Origin of the sequence: Thermoleptolyngbya oregonensis NK1-22 (assembly GCF_032705245.1) — a bacterium.
GTDB classification, from domain to species: Bacteria; Cyanobacteriota; Cyanobacteriia; order Elainellales; family Elainellaceae; genus Thermoleptolyngbya; species Thermoleptolyngbya sichuanensis.
The window spans coordinates 2,731,558-2,755,231 of record NZ_CP053540.1 but is presented as its reverse complement, the minus strand read 5'-3'; the positions used below and the strand labels follow the sequence as shown (position 1 = coordinate 2,755,231).

Annotated in this window: 24 protein-coding genes; 14 read left to right on the top strand and 10 right to left on the bottom strand. The window is 55.1% G+C overall.

The features are described 5' to 3' along the window. Positions 1–112: 112 nt before the first annotated feature. From minD to HNI00_RS11825, 3 genes are all read left to right on the top strand, one after another. A complete protein-coding gene (minD, locus tag HNI00_RS11835) occupies positions 113–919 on the top strand; it encodes a septum site-determining protein MinD (protein WP_297080750.1) in 807 nt (268 codons plus the stop codon). 65 nt (positions 920–984) lie between these two features. After that, positions 985–1,260: a cell division topological specificity factor MinE gene (gene minE, locus HNI00_RS11830; RefSeq protein ID WP_316786381.1), complete on the top strand. Its 276-nt coding sequence runs from the start codon at positions 985–987 to the stop codon at positions 1,258–1,260. Between the two features lie 610 nt (positions 1,261–1,870). After that, positions 1,871–2,623: an IS1 family transposase gene (locus tag HNI00_RS11825; protein ID WP_316793393.1), complete on the top strand. Its 753-nt coding sequence runs from the start codon at positions 1,871–1,873 to the stop codon at positions 2,621–2,623. 53 nt (positions 2,624–2,676) lie between these two features. Here the strand turns inward: HNI00_RS11825 and HNI00_RS11820 are convergent, their stop codons facing one another. Next, complete coding sequence (locus HNI00_RS11820; protein WP_297083333.1) at positions 2,677–3,609, bottom strand: YihY/virulence factor BrkB family protein; 933 nt, start codon at positions 3,607–3,609, stop codon at positions 2,677–2,679. A gap of 263 nt (positions 3,610–3,872) precedes the next feature. Between HNI00_RS11820 and HNI00_RS11815 the strand changes: the two genes are divergently transcribed. After that, entirely contained in the window at positions 3,873–4,640 is a 768-nt protein-coding gene (locus HNI00_RS11815) for a hypothetical protein (RefSeq protein ID WP_316786378.1), read from the top strand. Between the two features lie 97 nt (positions 4,641–4,737). Here the strand turns inward: HNI00_RS11815 and HNI00_RS11810 are convergent, their stop codons facing one another. The 4 genes from HNI00_RS11810 to ndhC all read right to left on the bottom strand — a co-directional run bounded on the left by HNI00_RS11810 (position 4,738) and on the right by ndhC (position 7,683). Beyond that, positions 4,738–5,655 (bottom strand): SPOR domain-containing protein, encoded by a 918-nt coding sequence (locus tag HNI00_RS11810; protein WP_316786376.1) that lies wholly within the window; start codon positions 5,653–5,655, stop codon positions 4,738–4,740. A gap of 411 nt (positions 5,656–6,066) precedes the next feature. After that, positions 6,067–6,600, bottom strand: coding sequence for an NAD(P)H-quinone oxidoreductase subunit J (locus HNI00_RS11805; RefSeq protein WP_297083336.1), 534 nt, complete (start codon positions 6,598–6,600; stop codon positions 6,067–6,069). After that, the gene (locus HNI00_RS11800; RefSeq protein ID WP_228721760.1) at positions 6,593–7,321 is read right to left on the bottom strand and encodes an NADH dehydrogenase subunit K; all 729 of its coding nucleotides are present in this window, start codon (positions 7,319–7,321) and stop codon (positions 6,593–6,595) included. Before HNI00_RS11800 ends, HNI00_RS11805 begins: the two co-directional genes overlap by 8 nt. Further along, a complete protein-coding gene (gene ndhC / locus HNI00_RS11795) occupies positions 7,318–7,683 on the bottom strand; it encodes a photosynthetic/respiratory NAD(P)H-quinone oxidoreductase subunit C (protein ID WP_172358922.1) in 366 nt (121 codons plus the stop codon). The genes HNI00_RS11800 and ndhC overlap by 4 nt, the downstream gene beginning before the upstream one ends. A 246-nt stretch (positions 7,684–7,929) precedes the next feature. Between ndhC and HNI00_RS11790 the strand changes: the two genes are divergently transcribed. The 3 genes from HNI00_RS11790 to HNI00_RS22140 all read left to right on the top strand — a co-directional run bounded on the left by HNI00_RS11790 (position 7,930) and on the right by HNI00_RS22140 (position 9,640). Continuing rightward, positions 7,930–8,571, top strand: a complete 642-nt coding sequence (locus HNI00_RS11790) for a hypothetical protein (RefSeq protein ID WP_316786372.1) — start codon at positions 7,930–7,932, stop codon at positions 8,569–8,571. Positions 8,572–9,294: 723 nt separating this feature from the next. Beyond that, positions 9,295–9,492, top strand: coding sequence for a hypothetical protein (locus HNI00_RS22145; protein WP_420156205.1), 198 nt, complete (start codon positions 9,295–9,297; stop codon positions 9,490–9,492). Beyond that, positions 9,467–9,640, top strand: a complete 174-nt coding sequence (locus HNI00_RS22140; RefSeq protein WP_420156204.1) for a PTPA-CTERM sorting domain-containing protein — start codon at positions 9,467–9,469, stop codon at positions 9,638–9,640. Before HNI00_RS22145 ends, HNI00_RS22140 begins: the two co-directional genes overlap by 26 nt. A gap of 340 nt (positions 9,641–9,980) precedes the next feature. Here the strand turns inward: HNI00_RS22140 and HNI00_RS11780 are convergent, their stop codons facing one another. Next, a complete protein-coding gene (locus tag HNI00_RS11780) occupies positions 9,981–10,226 on the bottom strand; it encodes a hypothetical protein (RefSeq protein ID WP_297080765.1) in 246 nt (81 codons plus the stop codon). Between the two features lie 173 nt (positions 10,227–10,399). On the opposite strand from HNI00_RS11780, the gene HNI00_RS11775 reads away from it, so the two are divergent. Continuing rightward, a complete protein-coding gene (locus HNI00_RS11775; RefSeq protein ID WP_316786368.1) occupies positions 10,400–11,941 on the top strand; it encodes an AAA family ATPase in 1,542 nt (513 codons plus the stop codon). Between the two features lie 35 nt (positions 11,942–11,976). Here HNI00_RS11775 and HNI00_RS11770 read toward each other — a convergent pair whose 3' ends face one another. Continuing rightward, positions 11,977–12,297 (bottom strand): DUF1825 family protein, encoded by a 321-nt coding sequence (locus tag HNI00_RS11770; RefSeq protein WP_172356051.1) that lies wholly within the window; start codon positions 12,295–12,297, stop codon positions 11,977–11,979. Between the two features lie 340 nt (positions 12,298–12,637). Here HNI00_RS11770 and hpsU point away from each other — a divergent pair, with 340 nt between their 5' ends. Next, complete coding sequence (gene hpsU / locus HNI00_RS11765; RefSeq protein WP_316786364.1) at positions 12,638–13,321, top strand: hormogonium polysaccharide biosynthesis acetyltransferase HpsU; 684 nt, start codon at positions 12,638–12,640, stop codon at positions 13,319–13,321. Positions 13,322–13,501: 180 nt separating this feature from the next. Beyond that, on the top strand, positions 13,502–14,839 hold the full coding sequence (locus tag HNI00_RS11760) for an SLC13 family permease (RefSeq protein WP_316786362.1): 1,338 nt from the start codon (positions 13,502–13,504) through the stop codon (positions 14,837–14,839). Between the two features lie 16 nt (positions 14,840–14,855). Here HNI00_RS11760 and HNI00_RS11755 read toward each other — a convergent pair whose 3' ends face one another. Then, positions 14,856–16,379, bottom strand: coding sequence for a serine/threonine-protein kinase (locus tag HNI00_RS11755; RefSeq protein ID WP_420156352.1), 1,524 nt, complete (start codon positions 16,377–16,379; stop codon positions 14,856–14,858). A 616-nt stretch (positions 16,380–16,995) separates the two neighbouring features. Continuing rightward, a complete protein-coding gene (locus tag HNI00_RS11750; protein ID WP_316786358.1) occupies positions 16,996–17,526 on the bottom strand; it encodes a 2TM domain-containing protein in 531 nt (176 codons plus the stop codon). A gap of 745 nt (positions 17,527–18,271) precedes the next feature. Here HNI00_RS11750 and HNI00_RS11745 point away from each other — a divergent pair. Beyond that, positions 18,272–18,805: a hypothetical protein gene (locus HNI00_RS11745; protein ID WP_172356057.1), complete on the top strand. Its 534-nt coding sequence runs from the start codon at positions 18,272–18,274 to the stop codon at positions 18,803–18,805. A 220-nt stretch (positions 18,806–19,025) separates the two neighbouring features. On the opposite strand, the gene HNI00_RS11740 is transcribed toward HNI00_RS11745, so the two are convergent. Beyond that, entirely contained in the window at positions 19,026–20,084 is a 1,059-nt protein-coding gene (locus tag HNI00_RS11740; RefSeq protein WP_316786356.1) for a peptidoglycan-binding domain-containing protein, read from the bottom strand. 379 nt (positions 20,085–20,463) lie between these two features. On the opposite strand from HNI00_RS11740, the gene HNI00_RS11735 reads away from it, so the two are divergent. The 3 genes from HNI00_RS11735 (at position 20,464) to HNI00_RS11725 (ending at position 23,656) form a co-directional block, all read left to right on the top strand. Beyond that, the gene (locus tag HNI00_RS11735; protein WP_316786354.1) at positions 20,464–22,191 is read left to right on the top strand and encodes a diflavin flavoprotein; all 1,728 of its coding nucleotides are present in this window, start codon (positions 20,464–20,466) and stop codon (positions 22,189–22,191) included. A 234-nt stretch (positions 22,192–22,425) separates the two neighbouring features. Next, the gene (locus HNI00_RS11730; protein ID WP_316786352.1) at positions 22,426–23,007 is read left to right on the top strand and encodes a Uma2 family endonuclease; all 582 of its coding nucleotides are present in this window, start codon (positions 22,426–22,428) and stop codon (positions 23,005–23,007) included. Positions 23,008–23,113: 106 nt separating this feature from the next. After that, positions 23,114–23,656 carry a phosphate-starvation-inducible PsiE family protein gene (locus HNI00_RS11725; RefSeq protein ID WP_316786350.1) on the top strand — a complete coding sequence of 181 codons (543 nt, stop codon included), beginning with the start codon at positions 23,114–23,116 and terminating at the stop codon, positions 23,654–23,656. The last annotated feature ends 18 nt before the right edge of the window (positions 23,657–23,674 follow it).

Genomic DNA, 23,674 nt, shown 5'->3' with positions numbered 1-23,674 from the left:
TGCTGAATCGCACTGCTAAATTGCATCCACCAGAGTTTCGGTTTCATCTCCGCAAGGTTTCATTCGTTCAGGGTTTACTCAAACAGCTTTAGGAGCATTAGGGGCGATTTTCATGACTCGGATTATTGTCGTCACATCGGGCAAGGGCGGTGTTGGCAAAACCACGACGACTGCGAACCTGGGCATGGCATTGGCCAAGCGGGGGCGGCGGGTCGTGGTGATTGATGCAGACTTTGGACTCCGAAACTTAGACCTGCTGCTGGGGCTAGAAAATCGCATCGTCTACACGGCGATGGAGGTCATCGCGGGCGAATGTCGGCTAGATCAGGCACTAATTAAAGACAAGCGACAGCCCAATCTGGCCCTGCTGCCCGCAGCCCAAAACCGCACCAAAGACGCGGTGAATCCAGATCAGATGAAGCAGCTCATCGAAACGATGAAGGAGCAGTTTGACTTCATCCTGGTGGATAGTCCCGCAGGCATTGAGATGGGCTTTCAAAATGCGATCGCCGCTGCCCAGGAAGCGCTGATCGTCACCACGCCTGAAATCTCCGCCGTGCGCGATGCCGACCGAGTCGTGGGGCTGCTAGAAGCCAACGACGTGCGAAAACAGCACCTCATCGTCAACCGCCTCCGACCCTCAATGGTGCAAGATGACCTGATGATGTCGGTCAGCGATGTCCAGGAAATTCTGGCAATTCCCCTACTGGGCGTAGTTCCAGACGACGAGCGCGTGATTGTCTCGACGAATAAAGGCGAACCGCTGGTGCTATCGCAAAAGCTCTCGCTGGCGGGGTTAGCGTTTGATAATATCGCCCGCCGCCTAGAAGGTGAAACGGTGCCTTTTCTAGACTTCACCGCCAGCCATGATGACCTGCTCTCTCGCATCCGCCGCATGTTCCGTAGCCCTTCGCGCTAGCCCGTGCTGACCCTCTTAGCACGGGGGTTTCTCTCCTCACCATCCTCCCCAGTTAGCCCTGCCCTATGCTCAGCGAACTCCTCGATCGTCTCTTCCCCCGCCAGCCCGAAGTGTCTAGCCGCGAAACGGTAAAGCAGCGCCTCCAACTAGTGCTGGCTCACGATCGCACGGATCTGCCGCCAGCCACGATCGAAAAGATGCGCCAGGAAATCTTGGAGGTGGTGTCGCGCTATGTGGAGATCGATCAGGAGGGGACAGAATTTATGCTGGAAAACAACCAGCGGGCGACAGCGCTAATCGCGAACTTACCGATTCGCCGGATCAAGTCGGATGTTTCATGATTTGACCGCTTGATTGAACCGCCTGCCTGTTTCTGTGATTTCAACCCGCCATCGTTACCAAACGTTAGGAAATTGGCTCAAAGTTTACACAAAAGCGCCGCAGGTAAACTTTGATTTCATCAACTTGATTTCATCTCTAGATCGTCTATTCTTAATCTTGAAGCTAATAGGTGATCTGGCTTTTAAGAGCGCTTCATCTGCTGGCTTCCCTGGCAGATTAACAGCCAAGTTCACACGTTCACTACAGAGGTAAAAGCGCTGTTTATTACAATCTGTCTCGTCCAGCCCAACAGCACCCAACTCAAGAACTGAGATTTTCCCATCTGGCAACACAGGGAGTGTAATCACATCGACCGAACTTGAATGAATTGATTGAATCAATTAGTTGAACCAATTAGTTGAACCAATCGAATAAATCGTTCAGTTTTGCTGTCTGTGAGGCTCTACGAAGTGGCTGTGAAAAGGGGAAAATAAACGGTAGAGAGGCTGGGTGCTGTTGGATTTTAAAGTATTGAATTTTAGGTAGTGGATTATCGTAAAGGACACAGAAAAACAAGGTAACGTTGTCCTATTCGTAGATTTTGGGGGAGAAGGCTCCATGACTATCGAGATGACCTGTCCAACCTGTGGGTCTCACGACATCTCCAAGAACGGCACCACCCGGCGTGGCAAGCAAAACTACAAATGTCGAGACTGCAACCGTCAATTTGTCGAGGATCCTCAATGGAAGCCGAAAGATAAGGACACTCGGGCTTTCGTCGATCTACTACTGTTGGAGAAAATTCCGCTAGCTGGTATTGCCCGGGTCAGCGATGTCTCGGATAGCTGGCTGCAGACCTACGTCAACGCATGCTACGAAGCCGTGCCCAAAGCGGCAGCGGTCATCCCCAAGGCGAAAGGCAAGCTGAAGGTGCAGATGGATGAACTCTGGTCTTTTGTCGATCACAAAGGCAACAAGCAGTGGGTCTGGGTGGCGATCGATGCCGATACCCGAGAAATCATCGGCTGCCACATCGGTGAGCGCTCTCGGGAATCGGCGATCGCCCTCTGGCAATCCATCCCGGCGGTCTATCGACAGTGTGCCAAAGTCTATACCGATTACTGGGAGGCCTACGTTACCGTCATCCCAAGCAAACGCCATGCGGCGGTGGGCAAAGAGAGCGGTTTGACGAACTACATCGAACGCCTGAACAACACCCTGAGGCAGCGGATTTCCCGGTTGGTGAGGAAGACACTGTCCTTTTCCAAGAAGCTAGAGAACCACATTGGTGCGATCTGGACGTTCATCCACGACTACAATCACCGTGTTAGAGAGAAGCTAGCAGAACAGGGCGGGTTCAGCTTTTCCTCTGTCCTTTACTAAAAGGTACTACCGAATTTTAAAGTATTCTCCCCAGGCTTTCTATTATTTTTCTATCATTCTAGCGATGGCTCTGGCTGCGGGTCTGCGTTGCGCCGACTGCCAAAAAGCTGGGCATACACATAGGTTAACTCGCCGCCCAAAAAGAAGACCTGGCTGGTGAGATAAATCCAAAACATTAGCACCATGACCCGGCCCACGACTCCATAGGATCGAAAGCGATCGCCCAGCGACAGCACGCTGTTATGCACCAAATATTGCAGCAAGAGCAGCATTCCTGCGGTGAGCAATGCCCCCAGCCAAACATCCCCCCAGGTGACATTGGTAGAGGGCAAAATCCGAAACAAAATCATAATGATCAGCGCCAGGATCAGAAACGAAAAGAGCGCCTGAAGCGCCCAGACAATCTCTACCGAATCAATCCCCAACGGCTCTAGAAAAGCGCTCGTGCCGCCCGTTTTTTCTAAAAGCTCCAGTCCAGTTTGGACTAATAAATCGGAAACCAGCGACACAAACAACAGCGGCGCAGTGCCAATCACCAGCATTACAGAAAACGCTTTTTTACGCAGCATCACCCGCAGGATTTTCCAAGGGCTTTGGCCGGGTTCTGGCTGAAACGCAACGCCCCAGATTTTATCAAACGCGCGATCGAGAGAATAGAAAAAGTTGCTGGCGGCAACCAGCAAGAACACTAGACCCAATAGCCCAATGCTGAGGCTGTCTTGCCCTGGCACAAGGATCGAACTCTCGACGATGCGATAGGCTTCTGGGGGCAGCGCCTCCTGCAACAGGGTTTGCAGGCTGGTGTAGAGTTCGGCATTGCGACCGAGCAGCGACCCCAACAGGCTGAGCGACAGCAGCAGCAGCGGAAACAAGGAAAATAGCGCGTGGTAAGAGAGCGTCGCGCCCATATCCAGGCAGTTGTCTTTTTGCCATTTCAGGACGGCTAGAAATAAAAGCTGAAATGCCTGAGAAAAAGGGTTTTTCATGCAGAAACTCGCGGGTCTGGGTGGGAATGTCCCAAATTTTAGGGTTCAGCGGTCTATAACCTAACGTAAGCTTAACAAGCGACTCCGTTTGTCACGCATCGGGGCAAAGAGAGCGCAACCGACATCCCGAAAATATAGTACAATTGTCCTATATTGATGGAGGAGATGTTGGGCTGCCGAAGCAAAGATACCCTCCGGTTTGACTGGGCGGCGATCGCCTGTAATCTAGACTCATTCCATCCTCGCCTGCGAGAGACTCACCTATGGCTATCATTGCTCTAAAAGCCTGGTATTTGCGAGAATACGAGCCAATTCGCGAGGTGGAAAAGCGCCCCCATGACCTCCGCCTCAGCAAGAATAGCTTGCTCAAGTCGGCGCTGCGGGCCGATTTTCTCGACGACAGTGCCGAGGTGCGGGAAACGGAGTGGTTTCAGCGCTATCTGGATGGTGACACGGTAGAGTTTTACATCGAGGGCAGCGGCGGCTATGCGATCGCCAATATTGACCTGATCAGCCACGAAATGTATTTCGTCAAGCAGGATTCGCTGTCGCAGCTTGATCCGACTATTTTCCTGTGCTATCAGACGCAGTTCGATGAATCTAGCAACCTGCTGCGCGAGGAGTTGCAAACCTTTATTGAAAAATTCAACGGGCGATCGCGCATTTCCCTTACCCTGGAGGAGTCGCACCGCCTGACGGATGGCCCCGCCCGCCTCAGCAGCAGCCTGATGCGGAAGATTCGCAAGTCGCTGCTGTTCATTGCCGACGGCACGCCAATTCTGCATCTAGACGGCACGCCGCCGCAACTGATTCCCGACCCAAAGGTTTGCGTTGAAGTTGGCTACGCCCTCCAGAGCAAGCGATCGGAGCAAATCTTGCTGGCGCAGATGGAGCGCTCGGACGTGCCTGGCCAGTTTCCCTTCGACCTGCCCAGCAACAGCCGCCTGCCCTTTCGCAATAAGACCGAACTGCGAAAGCTACTGCCCCAAGCGCTAGAGGCCCAGCTTCAGCGGTTCAACCTGACAGCTTAGGCGAAAAACGGCTCAGACCTAATGGCTCAGGCCTAATGGCTCAGGTGTAATGGCTTAGGCCCAATGGCTTAAGCGACGGTTTCAGCACAAGGAGCGATTATCGCTCGTAATGCACCCGCGCATTTAGCCCAAAGTCGCGGAAATAGCGATTCCATCGCTCGGCGGCGCTGCGTCCCGAAAAGGGGCCCACCAGCACATGGGGGCCGTGGGGGCGATCGCGCTCCTGCACCCGACCTGCCACTGGAAAGCCCTCGCTCAGCAGCCGCACCTGCTCGCTCACGCGGGACAGACTGCCGGACGATCCAGGAATCAGCACGTAGTAGCCCCGACTCCGGTCGGCAGTTCCATAGTCATAGGCTGGGGCGGGCTGTGGCTCCAGCGCTGGATACTGCCCAAAAGGAACCTCTACGGGCGGCGCGGGTGGCAGCGGGTCGAGCGAGGCTTGGGCTGCGTCGGGATAGATCGTCTGCACCGGAGCCACGCCGCCCGACACGGCTACGACCTGTGCGGTAATCCCCTGCGCGGCTAGTGCCTGCACCTGCTGCGATGCCGTCCACTCCTCTCCAAACACACCCGCCTGAATCACCTGTTGCCCCTGATAGGACTGGAGTCCAGCGCCGGGGGCAACTTGCCGCACCTGAGACAGCAGCAGCGGACTGTTGCCATTTACAATAACCACGTACTGCTGGCCCGAAAATTGGGCCGTGCTTGTCCCCCGCCCGTCTGACCCCACGGCGGCCCCCGGCTGCGGATAGAATGTTCCCGCTCCAGCATCCGGCGGCGGCGGCAGCCCATCTACGACGCGCTGTACCGTGCGCTGTGCCATGCGCTGGGGCTGCGCTATGGAACTCGTAAATCTTGGCTCGGTCGGGCCTGCACTGACGGGCACTGCAATGCCGACACTGCTACCCAGGGCGATCGCCCCCAGCACCAGCCGCACCCAAGGCAACCCCTCTGCTAAACGCCTAGCACGCAGATCCGACCTATGCCACAGAGAAAAAAACGATGCCGTCATAAGCTTGCAGAAATGAGGGGGAGGGACGGGCGATCGCGCTACAGATAGCGGACAAAGGGCGATCGCCTGCTAGATATCGATTTTTGCCCGCAAGTTTAGCACGGCACTTCCCAGATGAATCAACTTTTTCAGGACTTACGCACTTGCGATAAGCTCTTTGGGTTTTGGACAATTTTTCGCAGGCTGCGCCCGCGAGAAATTGTCCAACTGCGTAAGTCCTATTTTTGTCGGGGCGATCGCCCCAAATCCCCCACTAACCCAAATACCCCACTAAGCAGCTACCATACCAAACAGCAAAACGCCCAAGAGCAAAAAGCCCCTAGGCGTGACACAACCAGCCATTACATTTGGAATATTCGGAAAATTTGGTATATTCGGACAAATTTGCCCAATACCGTTTGTTCAATACCGCTAGTAAGCGTCCTGCAATTCAAAGAAGTCAGGCGAAATGTAGTCCTTCCGCAAGGGGAAACCAACCCAATCTTCCGGCATCAAGATCCGCTTCGGGTTAGGATGCCCTTCATAGACAATGCCATACATATCGTAGCTCTCACGCTCTTGCCAGTCCGCCCCCTTCCAGATCCAATAGACCGAAGGCACTCGCGGGTCTTCACGCGGCACAAACACCTTCACGCGCACCTCTTCCGGGCGATCGACGTTATCGGCAATCTTGATTAGGTGATAGGTACTCACCAAGTCTTCGCCCGGCCCCGCGTCGTAGGCCGCCTGACACTGCAAACAGTTGAACCCATAGGCGTAGAGCGCCGTTGCAAAAGGAATTAGAAACTCCCGATCCACCTTCAGCACTTCTACACCCAGATGATCCGGCTCTAGGGCTTCATGCTCAAAGCCGTTCTCAGCGAGCCACTTAGACACCTTGCCAACTTCGACAATCGGCGCAGCTTCAGGGGTTTCCTGGGGAGTAGGGGTTGTCTCTTCAGCCACGATCCACAGCCTCCTTTTCAGCTTCCAACGCGGGCGACATAGGCATTCCAAACGCTTCGGCCAGTTCCTTCGGCGGAGCCTTGCGTGTGTCTGCCTCCAGATACTTCCCAGTCAGAATCGGCGATACTTCCTTCATGCCGTGGGAAATGGTGTAGTAGCGGTGGGTTTGCGCCACTTCGCCCCGTTCTGCCAGCGCCTCGCTAGAAATTTTCTTCCGCAGCTTGATGATGGCATCGATGATGGCTTCGGGACGCGGCGGGCAGCCAGGAATGTAGACATCCACAGGAATTAGCTTGTCTACGCCGCGCACTGCCGTTGGCGAGTCCATGCTGAACATACCGCCCGTAATCGTGCAGGCCCCCATCGCAATCACATACTTCGGATCGGGCATCTGTTCATAAAGCCGCACCAGCGCTGGAGCCATCTTCATGGTGATGGTGCCAGCAGTAATAATCAGGTCGGCCTGGCGTGGGCTGGAGCGCGGCAGCAGACCAAAGCGGTCAAAGTCAAACCGGGAGCCAATCAGCGCCGCAAACTCAATAAAGCAGCAAGCCGTTCCGTAGAGCAGCGGCCAGAGGCTCGACAGCCGCGCCCAGTTGTGCAGATCATCGACTGTGGTCAGGATCACGTTTTCCGAAAGATCCTTCGTAACCTCTGGGCGACCGATGGGGTTTTGCAGACCTTCTAGCAAGTTCTTAGGTTCCGTTGTGCCAGGATTCATGACCATTCCAGTGCTCCTTTCCGCCACGCATACACAAGACCAACAACCAGGATCGCAATGAAAATCAGCGCTTCGACAAAGGCCAGCAGCCCTAGCTGGTTAAAGGCGACCGCCCAAGGGTAGAGAAACACCGTTTCCACGTCAAAAATGACGAACACCAGCGAAAACATGTAGTAGCGGATGTTGAACTGAATCCAGGCTCCGCCGATTGGCTCCATGCCGGACTCATAGGTGGTGCGCCGCTCCACGCCAGCTCGCTTGCTGGGACGCAGCACCCAAGACAACCCTAGCGCTAAAAACGGAACGATGCCACAGACAATGAGGAATCCTAGAAGGTATTCGTAGCCACTGAGAACAAACACGAAGTCACCTGCCACTTGATTAGCTTAAGTGCAACACTAGGATGCGGCCCTGCAAGCGCAGCCCGGTGAAGCTTAGTGAAACATCAGGACTCGACAAGCCGAATCTCTGATAATGTTACCCTCTTTTTACATTGTTTTGAGAGCCTGAACTGTTTGCAAGGATTCGGTTTTGTTTGACTAGCCTTCAGAAATTTGAATGGTTTGATTCAGGATCTCGATACGGCCTCTTGATAAGGCGCATTGCTCATGGCGGGTTTAGATTTGCTGATTATTGTGGTGTATGCGCTGACGCTGGTTTACGTGGCCCGGCAGGCGCTAGGCGAGATGGAAGACTGGGCGACGGTGCAACTTGACCGAGATGGCTTGAAGGAAGAGCTGACCCGCGCCGATTTGCAGGGCAAGGTCAACATTAATGTGGGGCTGAAGCCGCGCTATGGGTTTGAGCCAATTACCGATCTGGCACTCAGCATTAGCAATGGATCTCCAGCGCCAATTTATGTGGATTGGGATCGCAGTTCGCTGACCAATTTTCAAGGGCGATCGCGCCGGGTCATCCGAATTACGCCCAGCATGAATCTCGACCTCTCTCGTCCACAGGTGTTCAGCGTCATTGCACCAGGCAAGTCGCTCAGCGAACGGATCGTAGCAGAAGACATGCTGAAGCGTACCCCAGAAGGCATTTTGCAGGTGGCTGCGCCGCTGGTAGACCTGGGTGCAGCGCGGGGACTGCCCGATGACGGCAAGCTAGAGTTTTCGCTGCGGCTGCTGCTGCTGCTGGTGGAGCAGGAGCGCCAGGTCGATGACGACGTAACCACCCACGCCGTCCTCTGTCGCTTCATCGTCCGCCGCATTCCCTGGAATCACGACATCCCCTGGCTACGCCGATAAAACGATAGACCACAGGATTTTAGCTTCCCATCAGCAGCAGAGCCAGCCTACTCGAAGACAAGAGCTATAAGCCCTAAACTGAGTTTCTGGAATCGAGAGTTTTTAACATTTCTTTAACAAACTGCCCAGCTTCAGTAATTTCCCAGTAAAGCGAGTAAAGTCACCGGGTTGCAGCGAATTCCCCAGTAAAAATGAAATGGAAAGGCTCAACGGCAACAGGTAAGGCTACACACTTGAAAGTGGAGCTTGTTCCAGTTGCTTCTAGCCTTCCACCAGGCACTACCTCTGAACCAAACTTCGCCGAGTACCAGGCTTGGGACACAGTTTTCGAGAACTTTCAATCAAGAGTTTGAAGCCGATTTTCCGGTTGAGGGAGTTATCTCGGTTTCTAGCTCTGAGACGCTCAAACGCTCCATTTTAGAATCGCAGCTAAACTCACATTCCTGAAAAGGAAAGCTGTTTCAAAAGCAATTTGAGCAGCTTTTCAGGCAGGTTTTTTCGCATTGGAGGGAGGGTCTGCTATCCCAAATTTGAGTGCGTATCTCCACGCGCCCACACGCCCGCTAATCGCTGAATGTAGGAGTCAAAGATTCCTTCCGACCTATTGGGTCGCTCTCTCACTCTTGATCGTGAATGCTGTACTCATTTTTGCCGCTTTCTGCTAAAAACCAAACTCAATCAATTGCAAATCATGGGAACTGCTGAAATTATCTCACTCGTGGCTTGGTTGATAATCATGATCCTTGGCTGGGTTTCTGGTTCGGGTGGCTCGGTCGCTCGTCGTCCACCAGCATCCACACCCTCGCCAAGCGTGACACCGCCACCACCGCCGCCACCGCCACCGCCACTATCTCCGTCGTCCCCAACGCCGACACCCACCCCCACACCAATAGTGATGCCACCGCCGCCACCACAAATTGAAACTCCAATTCCCCCTCCAGGCAATGTCATCCCAACCCCTGCGCTATTGCCGGGGCTAATTGGGTTGGGGGTACAAATAATGCGTAAGCGGAGCCAAGAGGAGGCTGGTGAAGACGATAGCGCCGAAAATGAGCCAGAAACCTGTTAAAGGATGTCTGAAAGTCTGAAAAGGGTGACTTACAACGGAGCTATTAAGGTTTGAGTGCTGACGGCTCAACGGAAGAGGCAGAGTTTCAGCTATCAGCCGCGATTTTTCAGACATCCTCTTAGGCTGGCTCATGCACTGCATTGCTTGAAACTGCATGACTTGGACAGGATACGACTGAGCTAGATAAGGTTTGCGAGTCTCGCATGAAAGCCTTTCAGGGCGTTTCTTTATAAAGACTAATCGCAAAGGCATTGTCTAGGCTCAGTCGTATTTGTGGTCTGAATTAGGCTATGTGAAAAACTTGCTATGGAAAGCTTGACTTAATTAGCGTGGGTTTTTGCTACTTTTCGGGGCTGAGTTTTTTGGATACCCAACTGGCTACGCCGCTGAGGATTGCGCCCGCCATGAGGATGCCGATCGCGGGGGTGAAGACGGGTTCCCAGAGGGAATACCATAGGTCAAAGCCAAGGGGGAGATTTAGGGATTTGCCGAGGAGGGCGATCGCAAACCAGGCAAAGGCAAACAGCACAAAGAATAGATTTGCCATCAGCGCCAGGTTTAACCACTCCAGAAACTTTTCTTTCATCGCCAAATGCGTTTACAGCCGATTTTTTGCCCATCCTAGCAGGTTTGCGGCCGCCGCTATTCGCAGCAAACGATTAAGATATCTACAGCTTTTCCCGACGTTGTGCCACCGTTCTCTCGACGTTGTGCCACCGGTGTTCTAAGACGATTTCTCTAGCGGCCTAGGAGGATTCTGTGGATTTTCGGCAAATTGTTGGCTTTCGGCAAGTGCGACAAGACGTGACCGACCTGCACAAATCCCTTGCGCCGTTGCTTAAATATGACCCGCGCCTCGCAGAAGTTGCGCTGACGGATTTTGCCAAAGTGGTGCAAATCTGCGGGCGTAGCAACAAGGAAATTGGGTCGGCGGAACTGCTGGCCTACCTGATGATGGACGCGCTGATCCGCGATGACAAAGACACCCTCAGCGTCGCCAACAGCAAATGGGAGTTTTCCAGTGACGATCGCCTCAAATATCAAAAAATCACGCTGCAAACCATTCTGGAGCGCGTGAAAGCCTCAGCCCAGCCCGACCAACTCAGCCTGCCTTCGTTAGTGAAAAAACTGGACGAAGAACGGGGAACGGATTTTCTTGGCGAAGCTGTAAACGTCATCTATAAATTCGCGCAGGTGGTTGCCAAGGCAGATGACGTGATTTCCATGCAGGAAATGGAAGCGCTGTCGAAAATTTGGCAAGGGCTACACAGTATCGCCCCTCTAGAGAGCTACGAACAGGGACTTGCCAACGCCCTTCCCAAGCCCCTGCCCCAAACCACGGGCGGCGCTGCCCCGTCTCCTGCCGACCCCAGTCCCCCAGACGAAGCGGCAGTGCCAGAAAAAACACCAGAGGAACTAGACCAGATCTTGCAAAAAGCGCTGGCGGAACTGGATGACCTCGTCGGCATGGACAATATCAAAGAAGAGGTGAAAACCCTGACCAATTTCCTAAAGGTGCAGAAAATCCGGCAGGAGCGCGGGCTGGCGCAAACCCAGGTGTCGCTGCACTCTGTGTTTTGCGGGCCGCCGGGAACCGGGAAAACAACTGTTGCCCGCATTATGAGCCGGATTTTTCAGGGGCTAGGCTTTCTGAAAAAGGGACACCTGATCGAAACCGATCGCGCGGGGCTGGTGGCGGGCTATGTGGGGCAAACGGCGAAAAAGGTGGATGAAGTGGTGACCTCAGCGCTGGATGGGGTGCTGTTTATCGACGAGGCCTATGCGCTGGTGCCGCCAGAAACGGGCAAGGACTTTGGGCAGGAGGCGATCGACACGCTGCTGAAGCGAATGGAAGACTATCGCGATCGCCTCGTGGTGATCGTTGCGGGCTACACCGATGAGATGTCGGTGTTTATCGAATCAAATCCGGGGCTGAAGTCGCGCTTTAACCGCTACTTCTATTTCGACCACTTCAAGCCGGAAGAACTGCTGGCGATTTTTGAAAGCATGGGCAAGAAGAACCACTTCACGCTCACGCCCGAAGCCCGCGATACGCTCCTGAAGCGGTTCGAGGCGCTGTATGTGAAGCGCGATCGCACGTTTGGCAACGGGCGCACCGTCCGCAACCTGTTTGAAAAAACCATCGAAAAGCAGGCAAACCGCCTCGCAGTTCTCTCCAACCTCACCGACGAAGTGCTGACCACGCTGCTGCCCGAAGATATTCCTACCGAACAAGCCAGCATCCACGCGGGCAAGGTGGACTGGCAGGAACTGGCATCTCGCGAGAGCGGTGGGAGTTAGGGTTAAAGCACACAACCTCTACCCTTTAACTCTCGTTAACTCTTCTCTAGCTCTGCCTTCATGCGCTCTAGCGTCGCGTGCATCTGGTCAAACATTTGCTGGGGCGTGATGCCAAATTGACCGAGGTGGGTTTTGAGTTGTTCAACGGTCATTTGTGCGGTGAAATCTTCTGACAGTTCAAAGCGCTTCATGAAGATGCGGTAGCGCTCCATCATCGATTCCATCTGGTCGATGTAAATCTTTTTTCCTTCGCGGTCAAACTTGCCATAGCTCGACCCCAGTTGCATCAGCGATTGGTAGTCTTCAAATAGCTGACGTGCTTCTTGTTGAACGATTTCAGAATCGAAAAATCCCATTTTCAGCCCCACCTTCCGAAAACTGAACCAAACTGCCAAGCGATATTAACTTCAACGCAGGTTTCCTGAGTGCAAAAATCGGGCGCAAACTCAGCGCCAAGCGGCTGCATCTCAAACTGCACCCTTAACCGTTGATTTACATTACATATTAGGGCAGAAGCTAGGGGCGGCTGAAGTGCGGAAAACGCTACTTTAGAGACGCAGGCCGCTGGGAATTGGGCTGTGTTTTTTAGTAGCGTGTCTCAGGGGTTCCTATCAGTTTCACCGCTGCCGATCGCACGCTTTTGAATTGCAGGATTTCGGGATGCCCGACTCAAGGTTTGGATGGGAGGAAGACTCGATGGCAGAAAAAGGGCACGATTCTGCTGAGTTGAGCAACTCAATCCCAATTGGGCCAGCGGCAGGACGGAGGCTAGCGGCAGAGGGGAACATCCCGGAACCTGGGCTGGATGCGCCGCCCCTGATAGATTTGCGGCAATATGACCCACGGGGTTTTGTGCGGGGGCGACCCGGCTGGGTGGTGATGCTGTGGTGGCTGGTGCAGGCGATCGCCTTTCCGCTGACGCTGCATAGCCACCATGCGCCGCGCCGGGCCCTGCTGCGATTGTTTGGGGCCAAGATTGGGCGGGGTGTGGTGATTCGCCCCACGGCTCGATTCACCTATCCCTGGAAAGTCGAGATTGGCGACCATAGCTGGGTGGGCGATGACGTGGTGTTCTACAGCCTTGCCCCGATCCGCGTGGGGACGCACTGCGTCATTTCTCAAAAGACCTACCTGTGTACCGGCAGCCATGACGTGACCGATCCCGCCTTTGGGCTGATCACTGGGGCGATCGCCATTGGCAACGGAGCCTGGATCGCCGCTGACTGCTTTATCGCGCCGGGGGTCAAAATTGGGGCAAATACCGTGATTGGGGCCCGCAGCGCTGTGTTTCACTCCATGCCCGCGCAGACCGTATGCTGGGGGTCGCCCTGCCAAGTGAGGGGCGATCGCCAGATTTTGCCCAAGCCCGAATTACACTAAGCCAAGTGTCCGAAAATTCCCTGCTTTTCCGCGTCCCAAAAAACACGTCCTCCATCCTCCATTCCCCTTGCGCCAAACCGTCACCTGAGGAGACACTTAAAGGCTGAGCTTTCATGCAGTCGTTCCCTGATCTCCGCTCTGGTTCATTGCCTACCACTCATCCATACAGGGAGAACAGCCTTGGAAAACACACCCGCAATTCTTGCTTTGGGCTTGTTTTGCACGGTTATTTTTTTGGTCATGACGGAGTGGATACACTTCACCATCGCCGCTTTTCTGGGGGCGCTGCTGCTGGTGTTTACCAACGTCATGACGCTCAACGAAGCGATTGGCTACATTGGGGCAGGCTATTCCACGATCGCCCTATTTTTTGGCGTGATGGTGCTGGTGCGCTCGTTTGAGCCAACCAAGATTTTCGACTATCTGGCGACCCAAATGGTCATTCTGGCCAAGGGCAAGGGCAGCCGACTGCTGCTGGCGATCGCAGGCATCACCTCCCTGGTCTGCGCCTTTTTGCCTAATGCCACGACGGTCATGCTGCTAGCTCCGCTGTTGCCCCCTTTGGCGGCCGACGTGGGCGTAGACTTTGTGCCGCTGCTGATCTTGATGGTGCTGGTGTCCAATAGTGCAGGATTGCTGACGCTGGTGGGCGATCCGGCAACGTTTATCGTGGGCGATGCCATCAACATCAGCTTTGTCGAGTATCTCAGCCGATTGAGCCTGGGAGGGGCGATCGCCCTACTCACCATCCTGCTCATGACCCCTGTTCTATTTCGCAAAATCTGGCGGACTGAGCTAACCAACCTCGACCAGTTGCCTCACCCAGAAATCAATCATCCCCGCGTCCTATCCGTCGGCGCGATTATCGTTGCGCTGGTGCTGATATTTTTCGTCATTGGCGAGTCGCTGCCCGTCCCTGTCTCCCCGGCGGGCGTGGCGCTGATGGGCGCAGCGCTGGCCCTCCTGCTGGCCCACCACAGCAAGATTGATACGCTCAACAACATCCTGCGCGATGTGGACTGGAGTACGCTGATTTTCTTTATGTCGATTTTTGTGCTGATTGGCGGCTTGCAAAAGACTGGCGTGATCGGCGGCATCTCTGGCATCCTGGCAGCAATTTTGGGACAAAACATTTTCCTGGGTTCCATCCTGCTGCTGTTTTTAGTGGGGCTATTGTCCAGCGTCGTACCCAACATTCCGCTAGTGGTGGCAATGGTGCCCCTGCTGAAGCAATATCTGGTGAATGTGGGCATGGCAGGCCAAGAAGTGCTGGAACCAAACTATGCGGGTCAGTTTCCACCAGAGGTGCTGCCGCTGTTTTACGCCATGATGTTTGGCGCAACGCTGGGCGGCAACGGCACGCTGGCCGGCGCGTCGGCCAATATCGTCGCCGCTGGCATTTCCGAGCAGCACGGCCGCCGCATCTCCTTCAAGCGGTTTTTTCACTACGGCTTTCCGGTGATGGTGGCACAACTGATTACCAGCGCTCTGTTTGTCACCGTGCGCTTTTTGCTCTAAGGTTTCTGCGACTCCCTCAGCCCGACAGGTCAACGCCGTCGTCATAAAGCGATTCGAGCTTCATCAAAATCTTGGGCTTCAGATCTTCCAGCGCCAGCTTGAGCTGGGTTTTCGTGGTATTGAACTGGTTAAGTCCGGGGGTCATCTGGCCCATCGTCAGCCATTGCTTGAGCCGTTCACACTGGGCCAGGGCAATGGTCGAGGTCATTACGTTGGCACAGCGCTGCGGCTCCTCTTTGGCAAAAAACAGCAGCCGATATTGCCCCGACTCGCTCAGAAGCCGCGTCATTTGCTGTCCCTGGGGCGTTTTCAAGTCCAGATAGCAAGATAGCCAGCGTGCGCCCGCTTTGCGCGTGTATAGCACCGTCAGCCAAAGGAGCGACGGATGCGGCGCAGGAGCAAAGAGAAACTGGTTATAGCGGGTGCAGGCTTGGCGAGAAAAGATTTCCTGTTCTGAGAGCATCACCCAGATGCTAGGCAGCATTCCCTGGTCAGTCCGAATGGGATTGGGAAACGAGATGTCGCCGATGGGCTTGTCGGCGGGCCAAGAATAGGCTCGGCTAATCGTATCGGGAGACAGCGGCGGTTTGGTCTTAGTAACGGGCACTTTGTTGAGCGTGTCTCCGATGGACATTGCCACGTTGAGTCCCGGAATATAGCGCTCCTCAAATGGCTTGAGCTGCTTAATCACCTCGTTGGCGCTTTGGGGGCGATCGCCCGGCGACTTGGCCAGGCAGCTCATGATCAGCGTTTCCAGCGCCTTGGGCACCCGCAGGCTGGAATTGGCCTCGGCCAGCGAACGCGGCGGCTGCTGATGGTGGGCACGATACCAGCCACCAAAACTGTGGGTATCGGCATTCAGCGGCATCTTGCCCGTCAGCATTTGAAACATCATCACGCCCAGGCTGTAGATGTCAGAGCGAGCATCTAGCTCGTGCCCCTCCATCTGCTCTGGTGAAGAGTAAGCCAGCGTGCCCATGAAACAGTTGGTCTGGTTGCTGTCGGCTTGGAGCGTTTTGGCAATTCCAAAGTCCAGGATCTTCGCCACCTCGCCCATACTTGGGTCACGAGTAATCAGGATATTGCTGGGCTTAATGTCGCGATGCACAATGGGGCAAATCTCGCCATCGACGGGAATCCCCTCATGGGCACACTGCAAGCCCAGGCAAATTTGGCGCGTCAGGTTCAAAAAGCGGGGCAGGGGCAGCGGCTGGCGCATGATGATTTCGCTCAGGCTATCCCCCTTGAGGTATTCCATCACGTAGTAGGGAATTTCGTCTTCGTCCACGCCGTAGTCCGTCACGTTGACGATGTGCATACTCCGCTGTCCCAGCAGGGCGCAGGTTGTGGCTTCGCGCATGAAGCGATCGCGCATCTTTTGATTCAGCAGGGTTTGCGACAAAAACTTGACCGCCACAGGCACCCCACCCAGCAGGTTATTCCTCGCCTCGTAGACCTTGCCCATCGCCCCCTGCCCCAGCAGGCCGACAAGCTGATAGCGATTTTGGAGTATGCGACCAATATTCGGGTCTGACGGCATCCGACTCAAGGCTCCGATGAATTCGACCTGGCAAGGAGTAAGGGAGTTAATGAGAAGAGGGGCGATCGCCCTGACCATGCGTCCGGTTTTCAAAACTTCCGGTTTTCAAACCGCTGGCTGCTGAGGTCACCTGCAAGAGGGCCTGGCTTCAGGACGCTACAGTCAACCGCAACTTGCTGACCCAAAAAGCTAAAGCATCTGCCCAGCACAGTAACGAACCCCGATCCAGATCCGCAAGACTTTGCAGAATACCCAGGACGACACAGGGCGGAGGCTGTACCAGAGAACACTGCCGAATCCTGCAAGAGGAACAGCCGTGCAGCGACGACCTGAACGTATGATGAATAAAGGACGGGCGCTGTAGTCTGCGAAATTCACCAGATGTGGCGATAACTGTCATTCTAGCCAGTCGGTAGCGCTTCGGCGACCCTGCCATCAAAATTTTGAGCGGACGACCCGCAACAGCAGCTTGCCCATGACCGGCGCTCAAAATTTGGGAAACCTACCGCTAAAATTCCCACAAATCTTGATAAGGCAACAGTTAATCCAGCTCATGCAACCAACTCATGCAACCGTTTAAGGGTTAGCGTAAAGCCTTGGTTTTTTGGAAAACATGCTAAGGCTTGAGCCAGCGGGTCAGCAATGAATGTACAGAGCGCTTGAGGCGATGGCGGCGCTGCCACCGGCGAAAGGCATCTTCATAGCGATCGCCCGTCAGTCCATAGGTATTCCAGCCGTCCAGCGCCAAAAACATGCCCCAAAACAGCGCAATGTAGGGTACGCCCATAATACTCGCGCCGCCACTCGCCAGCAGCGCACAGCCTGCCAAAAATCCGTTGACAATCAAATAGCGCGTGACTCGCCGCTGAAACCGCCCCTTCCGCGCTTGGTCAAACGCCTGCCGCTCCTGCATCTCGCCGCTTTGGGCCCGCCACTCAATTTCGGCTTCGTGGAGTTCGCCGGGAGAAATCCCCAGTTCCTCTGCAATTTCCAGCAGTTGGGCGCGGGTCAGATGCTCTACCGTGTCAGAAGACCGAGCCTGACGGGCGATCGCCACTTGAAGGATATGCTGCACTTCGTCCTGACTGTAAAACTCCATCCTGCTGCCCTCGCCAAATCTCTCATCCGTCGCGCTCGCGTCAACCATGACCTGGGGCGAATCAAACGGCGAGCCTAGAGGAGATGCTGTGCGCGGTTTCATGGAGCCATAACCTGGAGAGGAGTTGCCTTCTCTGTTATACGCAAAATACGCACAGAATTGCGCGGGGCATCCGACAGCGACAGGTGTGGATTTCCGTGCCACTTGGCGTTTAGACTTGGCGTTTAGATTGGATAGGATCTACGCACTTGCGATTGAGTTTTCTGGGCTTTGGACGATTTCTCGCGGGCGCAGCCCACGAAAAATCGTCCAACTGCGTAACTCCTACTTGAGTTCAGGCATTCTGCCAAATGATAAGTTTTTCTTTGTTAAGGTATTTCAAAAAGTTATTAAATTATTACTATGATTTTGATAGGAGACACTGAAGTTAAGCTAGGGCCGCAAGCCCGTATAATATGGCTAACCGACGCTAAGCGTAGCAAGCGCTACTGGTCTAGTTTCGCCTGCTGACCCTGCTCTTAGCGATGTGCCCTGAGCAAGTCGTGTCAACGCATTCAGTTTTGACACCTGGCCCGGAAGTCTTTGCTCAAGAGTTTGCACTTCGAGAAACGGCATGGGGGGTTCGGTTTTTATAGACTTACTGGAAGCAGGTTCGCTTCTAGGGAACTGACGTTTTAGGGAACCATCGTGTTGGTGGGCGGACTCTAGCAAAGGGCTTTTAAGGCGTTTAGCGATATCTGAAAGATTCTGAGAAGTATTTAATCATCGTCGTTTTATAAGGAGTGCCTATCAAATGGAAGGTGCTGAGGTCGGTCAAAGCAATGGGCGCGGTGTGGCAAGTGCCCCAAAGGAGGAATCTGTGAGTGACGTGGCAAATACTGTGAAACCCGAAGAGACAACCCCTGCTGAGAATACGAGCGATGTAACGGCGCTTTCGGTGCAGCCGCGAAAGAAGGCTGGTGAACTGTCGGGATATGTGGGCGATCGCCCCGTGGGCCCTGCCCAGATGGAAGTCTACGAAAATTTCTCGGTGGCTGGTCTGCGCCCGATTGCCGCAGGCAAGCTAGAGGTCTATGGCACGATTTTGAACAACCGCCCTATTGAAGCCAGCAATCTGCAAGTGCTGGACGACGTGCTGCCGGGACAGCGGCCGGTGTTTGCGACTGATCTGTTGGTACGCGACGACCTGACCTTGCCCGGCGGTCGCCCCATCGTTGCCAGCGATCCTCGCCTGCTCGAAGCTTCGCTGCTGCCCGGCGGTCGCCCCATCGCCTCCAACGATGTTGCCAACGAAACGGGCGACGTGCTGATGGGCTTCATCGACTAGCCCTAAGCCGCAAATAGCTCCAGGGAATAGAGACCTAGTTTTAGTGAATATCAGACAGCGTGTAGACAAGTGCTGCACGCTGTTTTGCATTGCGATGTTCCCTTCTCTTAGGCATAGCGACCACTGAAATTGCTAGAAGCCCTACAAGCGACGGACTAGCAATCCAAAACCGCAAATCCAAAATCCAAAAATCCAAAATCCAACATCAACACAACCGCGCCTAAGGGGCCCAATCTCCCAGGCTCAGGCCATAGTTTCGCTGCGCCTGCTCGATCGCCTGCTGAGTAGCCAGATCCATCACGCCATCCAGCGGCCCCTGATACAGCCCCCGCTCCGATAGCTGCTTTTGCAACTCCAATACGCCTGCGCTGGGCGGCGGCAGTACGGGATTTGGTGAGACTGGCGGGGCTGTGGCAATGGGGGGTGCGGTAGGGGCAATTGGCGGCACAGAGACAACTGGGCTGGCTGGGTCAACGACTCCGGGCGGTGGGGTCGTCACTAGGCCGGGCTGTTCGACAGGGGCGGACTGGACGGGCGGCGGCGCAGCGGTAATCGGCTGCGGGGAAACAGGCTGGGCAGAACCTTGAGGATTGGCTGAAGGTGTGGTGGGGGGGCTGGTTTGGGCGATCGCTTGGGGGGCATTTGCCAGCGCCGCCAAGGTCGCCGGCCCCGCGATGCCGTCTACCGTTAACCCCCGGGCCTGCTGAAAAGCCAGCACCGCCGCTTCCGTCTGTGGGCCAAAGGTGCCGTCTACCGGGCCTTGGTAATAACCTGCTATAGCTAGCCGCTGTTGCAGGGCCGTCACCGCTGGCCCTGCATCTCCCACTTGCAGAAGAGAATCGGACGACGAAGCCGCCCCCAACGCAGGACTCCCCGCACGAGCCAACGCCGATGCCGTCGCCGGCCCCACAATGCCATCAGCCGCCAGACCTTGCGCCTCCTGAAATTTGATGACGGCTTCCTGCGTCAGCGGCCCAAAGGTTCCCGAAATTGGCCCGCTGTAGTAGCCCAATTGCGTCAGTCGGGTTTGCAGTTGGGCAACGGCATCGCTGCTGTCGTTGAGTTGGAGCGTGTCGTCGAAGGCGGACTGACTGAGCCAAATCGGCTGCCCCTGCGTGGGTGATCCGGCTGCGGGCGAGCTGGCGGATTGCGCCAGGGAGGGGGACACCGTTGCAAACAGGCTGGCGATCGCCACCCCTAGCCAAAACGCCAGAGAGCGAATCGAGCCGATTGGGCCGCAGGCTGAAACGCCGGATTGTAGAAAAAGACGTAAGGACATGGCGAATGGCTAAAAAGCGCGTTAGAGGATGAGGAGAATCGCCGCCATTCTATGTCAATTTTGGGGAGTGGGAGCAGAAAATTTGGGTCAGAAAACTTCAGTAGGGGACGATGGCTCAGTAAGTAACTCAGCCCGAAATCCAGTCAGAAATCTGCCAGGAATCTGCCAGAAAATTTATAAAACCTATTGAACAGTCCGGCGAGTATAAGTTCTGCTAATAAGCAAGTTTACTTATTGAAAGTTTACAAAACTCTCAGGAACAGGGTGATAATGGAGACAGGTTGCTTAATGAGTTTTCGCAATCGATTTTTATCAATCGGCTTTTGCATCTGGCTATTTCTGGCAGAACTTTTGTTTATCACCAGGAGGTTCTAGGTATATGGTGGCTCTGGTAGACCGCGCCCAAAAGCGACTCACCCTCCAAACTGCGCCCCTCGCAGCAGACACGACCGCGATTCGCTCGCTCGACTGGGATCGCGATCGCTTCGACATCGAGTTTGCCCTAGAAAACGGCACCACCTACAACTCCTTCCTGATCCGCGGCGACAAGGTGGCGCTGATCGACACCTCCCACGAAAAGTTCCGCCAGCTTTATCTAGACTGCCTCACCGGGCTGATTGATCCCGCCGAGATCGACTATCTCATCATCAGCCACACAGAACCCGACCACAGCGGTCTGGTGAAAGACGTGCTGCAACTGAACCCGAAAATCACCGTCGTCGGCGCAAAGGTGGCGATCCAGTTCCTCGAAGACCTGGTGCATCAGCCCTTCGAGCGCAAGCTAGTGAAAAGCGGCGATCGCCTCGATTTGGGTCAGGGTCACGAACTGGAATTTGTCTCTGCGCCCAACCTGCACTGGCCCGACACCATCTTTACCTACGACCACAAGACGCAGATCCTCTACACCTGCGATGCCTTCGGGATGCACTTCTGCGATGAGCGCACCTACGATGAAGACCTTGCGCCGCTGGCGGCCGACTATAAGCTGTATTACGACTGTCTGATGGGGCCCAACGCCCGCTCGGTGCTGGCAGCGCTGAAGCGGATTGGCGAACTGCCGGATATTCAAACCATCGCCACGGGGCACGGGCCGCTGCTGCGCCACCACGTTCCCGAAATGATGGGCCTCTACCGCGACTGGAGCCAGGCCCAGGCCAAAGCGTCCACCACGGTCGCCGTGTTTTACACCGCTGACTATGCCCACAGCGAACGACTGGCCCAGGCGATCGCTCACGGCATTAGCAAGACCGACGTGGCCGTGGAACTAGTGGACTTGAAGGTGGCAGAACCCCACGAAATCAGCGTGCTGGTGAGCATTGCCGCAGGGCTGGTGATTGGGATGCCGCCACAGTCTGGCCCCGACGCAGTTTCTACCAAAGCCGCCCTCAGCACGATCCTGGCCGCAGCCCACGCCAAGCAAGCCGTTGGTCTGTTTGAAAGCGGCGGCAGCGATGACGAATCGGTCTACCCGCTGCGAAATCGCTTTCAGGAAATTGGGCTGACGGAAGCCTTCGCGCCAATTTTGATCAAGGAAACGCCGACCGACGCGACGCTGCAACTCTGCCACGAAGCCGGAACCGACCTGGGGCAATGGCTAACGCGCGATCGCTCGATCAAGCAAATGAAGTCGCTGGACAACGACTTGGACAAAGCCTTGGGTCGCCTCAGCGGCGGACTCTACATTATCACTGCCCAAAAGAACGATGCCGCCAGCGCCATGCTAGCGTCCTGGGTGGCCCAGGCCAGCCTGGAACCGCTGGGTATTTCCATTGCGGTTGCCAAGGATCGGGCAATTGAGTCCTTCATGCATGTGGGCGATCGCTTTGTGCTGAACGTGCTGGAAGAAGGCAACTATCAGCCGCTCATGAAGCACTTCCTAAAGCGCTTCCCGCCGGGTGCCGATCGCTTTGCAGGCATCAAAACCTATCCCGCCGCCAACGGCTCGCCCATTTTGGCCGATGCCCTTGCTTACCTGGAGTGCGAAGTCGTCAGCCGGATGGAGTGCAGCGACCACTGGATCGTCTACAGCCGCGTAGACACGGGCCGCGTCTCCAAGCCCGACTCGCTGACGGCGGTTCACCACCGCAAAGTGGGTAATCATTATTAGAGACGCAATATTTTAGAGACGCAATATTTTAGAGACGCAATGTGCAACTTTGCCGCTCCCCCTCACCCTTTTCTGGTATGCCGAAGGCTTTAAGCCCTCTCCCAGAGCGGGAGAGGGACTTCAAGCCTCTCTTGCTCCCCTGCTCCCGCCCTGGGAGAAGGGGTTGGGGGATGAGGGCAGCCTGAAGGTTGCAAGTCGCGTTACTAAAGACAACCCCTCTCACCCGAATCGTGAATGAACCTCACTCTCCACCTGGGAACGGCGATCGCACTGACCGACGAGCAGTTCGAGCGGTTGGCGCGGGCAAATCGAGATGTGCGAATCGAGCGGTCTGCGACAGGAGAACTGATTCTGATGCCACCCACAGGCGGAGAAACCGGAAACCGAAATCTTGATATCTCAGGGCAGCTTTGGCTGTGGAATCGCACGGCAAGGCTGGGCGTTGCGTTCGACTCGTCTACTGGCTTTCGGTTGCCCAATGGCGCAATTCGATCGCCCGATGCGGCCTGGGTTCGGCAAGAGCGCTGGAATGCCCTAACGCCTGAAGATCGCAAACGGTTTCCGCCGCTCTGTCCGGATTTTGTCATCGAGCTTTGTTCCGAGTCGGACGACTGGCCGGTGCTGCAAGCCAAGATGCGGGAATACATCGACAACGGTTTGGTGTTGGGCTGGCTAATCGACCCCAGGACACGGCAGGTCGAGGTGTATCGGCGCGATCGCCCGCCAGAACGCCTGGAAAACCCTGCATCGCTGTTGGAGGAAGGCCTTCTTCCCGGTTTTGTGCTGGATTTATCGGGAATCTGGCTGTCCGAGTAGCTGAAATTTTGAATTCTACGTATAACTTAATTGAATGCAAAAACTCTTTACCTATAAACCAGGCTGAACTAAGGTGGAAAAAACCACCCAAGGCTGGAGGATTTCCATGCAAACGCCGCTTAAGTCTGATTCGGGCGATCGCCTCTCCTGGCTCACCCGCGATCATCTGGTTCACGCCCTCGAAACCATTCAAGACTGGATTGTGATTTCGCTCTGCGTGGGTTTGTTTAGCTTCATGGTGCTGCAAATTCGCCAGATGTTTTTGTCGCTGCTGCCACCGCTCAACTTTCAAGAGGTCACCGCCGACATTCTGTTTCTGCTGATCTTGGTGGAGCTATTTCGGCTGTTGATTATTTACCTGCAAGAACAGCGCGTGTCCATTGGCGTGGCAGTTGAGGTTTCGATTGTGTCGGTGCTGCGCGAAGTGATTGTGCGCGGCGTGCTGGAAACGTCTTCTACGCAGATTCTCTCGGCCTGCGCCTTTTTGGTGGTGATGGCGCTGCTCCTAGTAGTCAGGGTGTGGCTGCCACCCACCTTTGAGGGCATCGACCCTGAAAAGTTTGTGTCTCGTCGTCGCCGCGCTGCCTGGGGCGAGTTTCCCACTCGGACTGACGATCGGGCCACCCAGATGAGAGATACTAGCCCTTAGGCTCTTTCCTCGCGAGGC

Coding starts and splice junctions, on each gene's coding strand:
- minD (WP_297080750.1), top strand. CDS start 113: ATGACTCGGATTATTGTCGTCACATCGGGCAAGGGCGGTGTTGGCAAA.
- minE (WP_316786381.1), top strand. CDS start 985: ATGCTCAGCGAACTCCTCGATCGTCTCTTCCCCCGCCAGCCCGAAGTG.
- HNI00_RS11825 (WP_316793393.1), top strand. CDS start 1,871: ATGACCTGTCCAACCTGTGGGTCTCACGACATCTCCAAGAACGGCACC.
- HNI00_RS11820 (WP_297083333.1), bottom strand. CDS start 3,609: ATGAAAAACCCTTTTTCTCAGGCATTTCAGCTTTTATTTCTAGCCGTC.
- HNI00_RS11815 (WP_316786378.1), top strand. CDS start 3,873: ATGGCTATCATTGCTCTAAAAGCCTGGTATTTGCGAGAATACGAGCCA.
- HNI00_RS11810 (WP_316786376.1), bottom strand. CDS start 5,655: ATGACGGCATCGTTTTTTTCTCTGTGGCATAGGTCGGATCTGCGTGCT.
- HNI00_RS11800 (WP_228721760.1), bottom strand. CDS start 7,321: ATGAATCCTGGCACAACGGAACCTAAGAACTTGCTAGAAGGTCTGCAA.
- HNI00_RS11790 (WP_316786372.1), top strand. CDS start 7,930: ATGGCGGGTTTAGATTTGCTGATTATTGTGGTGTATGCGCTGACGCTG.
- HNI00_RS22140 (WP_420156204.1), top strand. CDS start 9,467: ATGCCACCGCCGCCACCACAAATTGAAACTCCAATTCCCCCTCCAGGC.
- HNI00_RS11780 (WP_297080765.1), bottom strand. CDS start 10,226: ATGAAAGAAAAGTTTCTGGAGTGGTTAAACCTGGCGCTGATGGCAAAT.
- HNI00_RS11770 (WP_172356051.1), bottom strand. CDS start 12,297: ATGGGATTTTTCGATTCTGAAATCGTTCAACAAGAAGCACGTCAGCTA.
- hpsU (WP_316786364.1), top strand. CDS start 12,638: ATGGCAGAAAAAGGGCACGATTCTGCTGAGTTGAGCAACTCAATCCCA.
- HNI00_RS11755 (WP_420156352.1), bottom strand. CDS start 16,379: ATGCCGTCAGACCCGAATATTGGTCGCATACTCCAAAATCGCTATCAG.
- HNI00_RS11750 (WP_316786358.1), bottom strand. CDS start 17,526: ATGGTTGACGCGAGCGCGACGGATGAGAGATTTGGCGAGGGCAGCAGG.
- HNI00_RS11745 (WP_172356057.1), top strand. CDS start 18,272: ATGGAAGGTGCTGAGGTCGGTCAAAGCAATGGGCGCGGTGTGGCAAGT.
- HNI00_RS11740 (WP_316786356.1), bottom strand. CDS start 20,084: ATGTCCTTACGTCTTTTTCTACAATCCGGCGTTTCAGCCTGCGGCCCA.
- HNI00_RS11735 (WP_316786354.1), top strand. CDS start 20,464: ATGGTGGCTCTGGTAGACCGCGCCCAAAAGCGACTCACCCTCCAAACT.
- HNI00_RS11730 (WP_316786352.1), top strand. CDS start 22,426: ATGAACCTCACTCTCCACCTGGGAACGGCGATCGCACTGACCGACGAG.
- HNI00_RS11725 (WP_316786350.1), top strand. CDS start 23,114: ATGCAAACGCCGCTTAAGTCTGATTCGGGCGATCGCCTCTCCTGGCTC.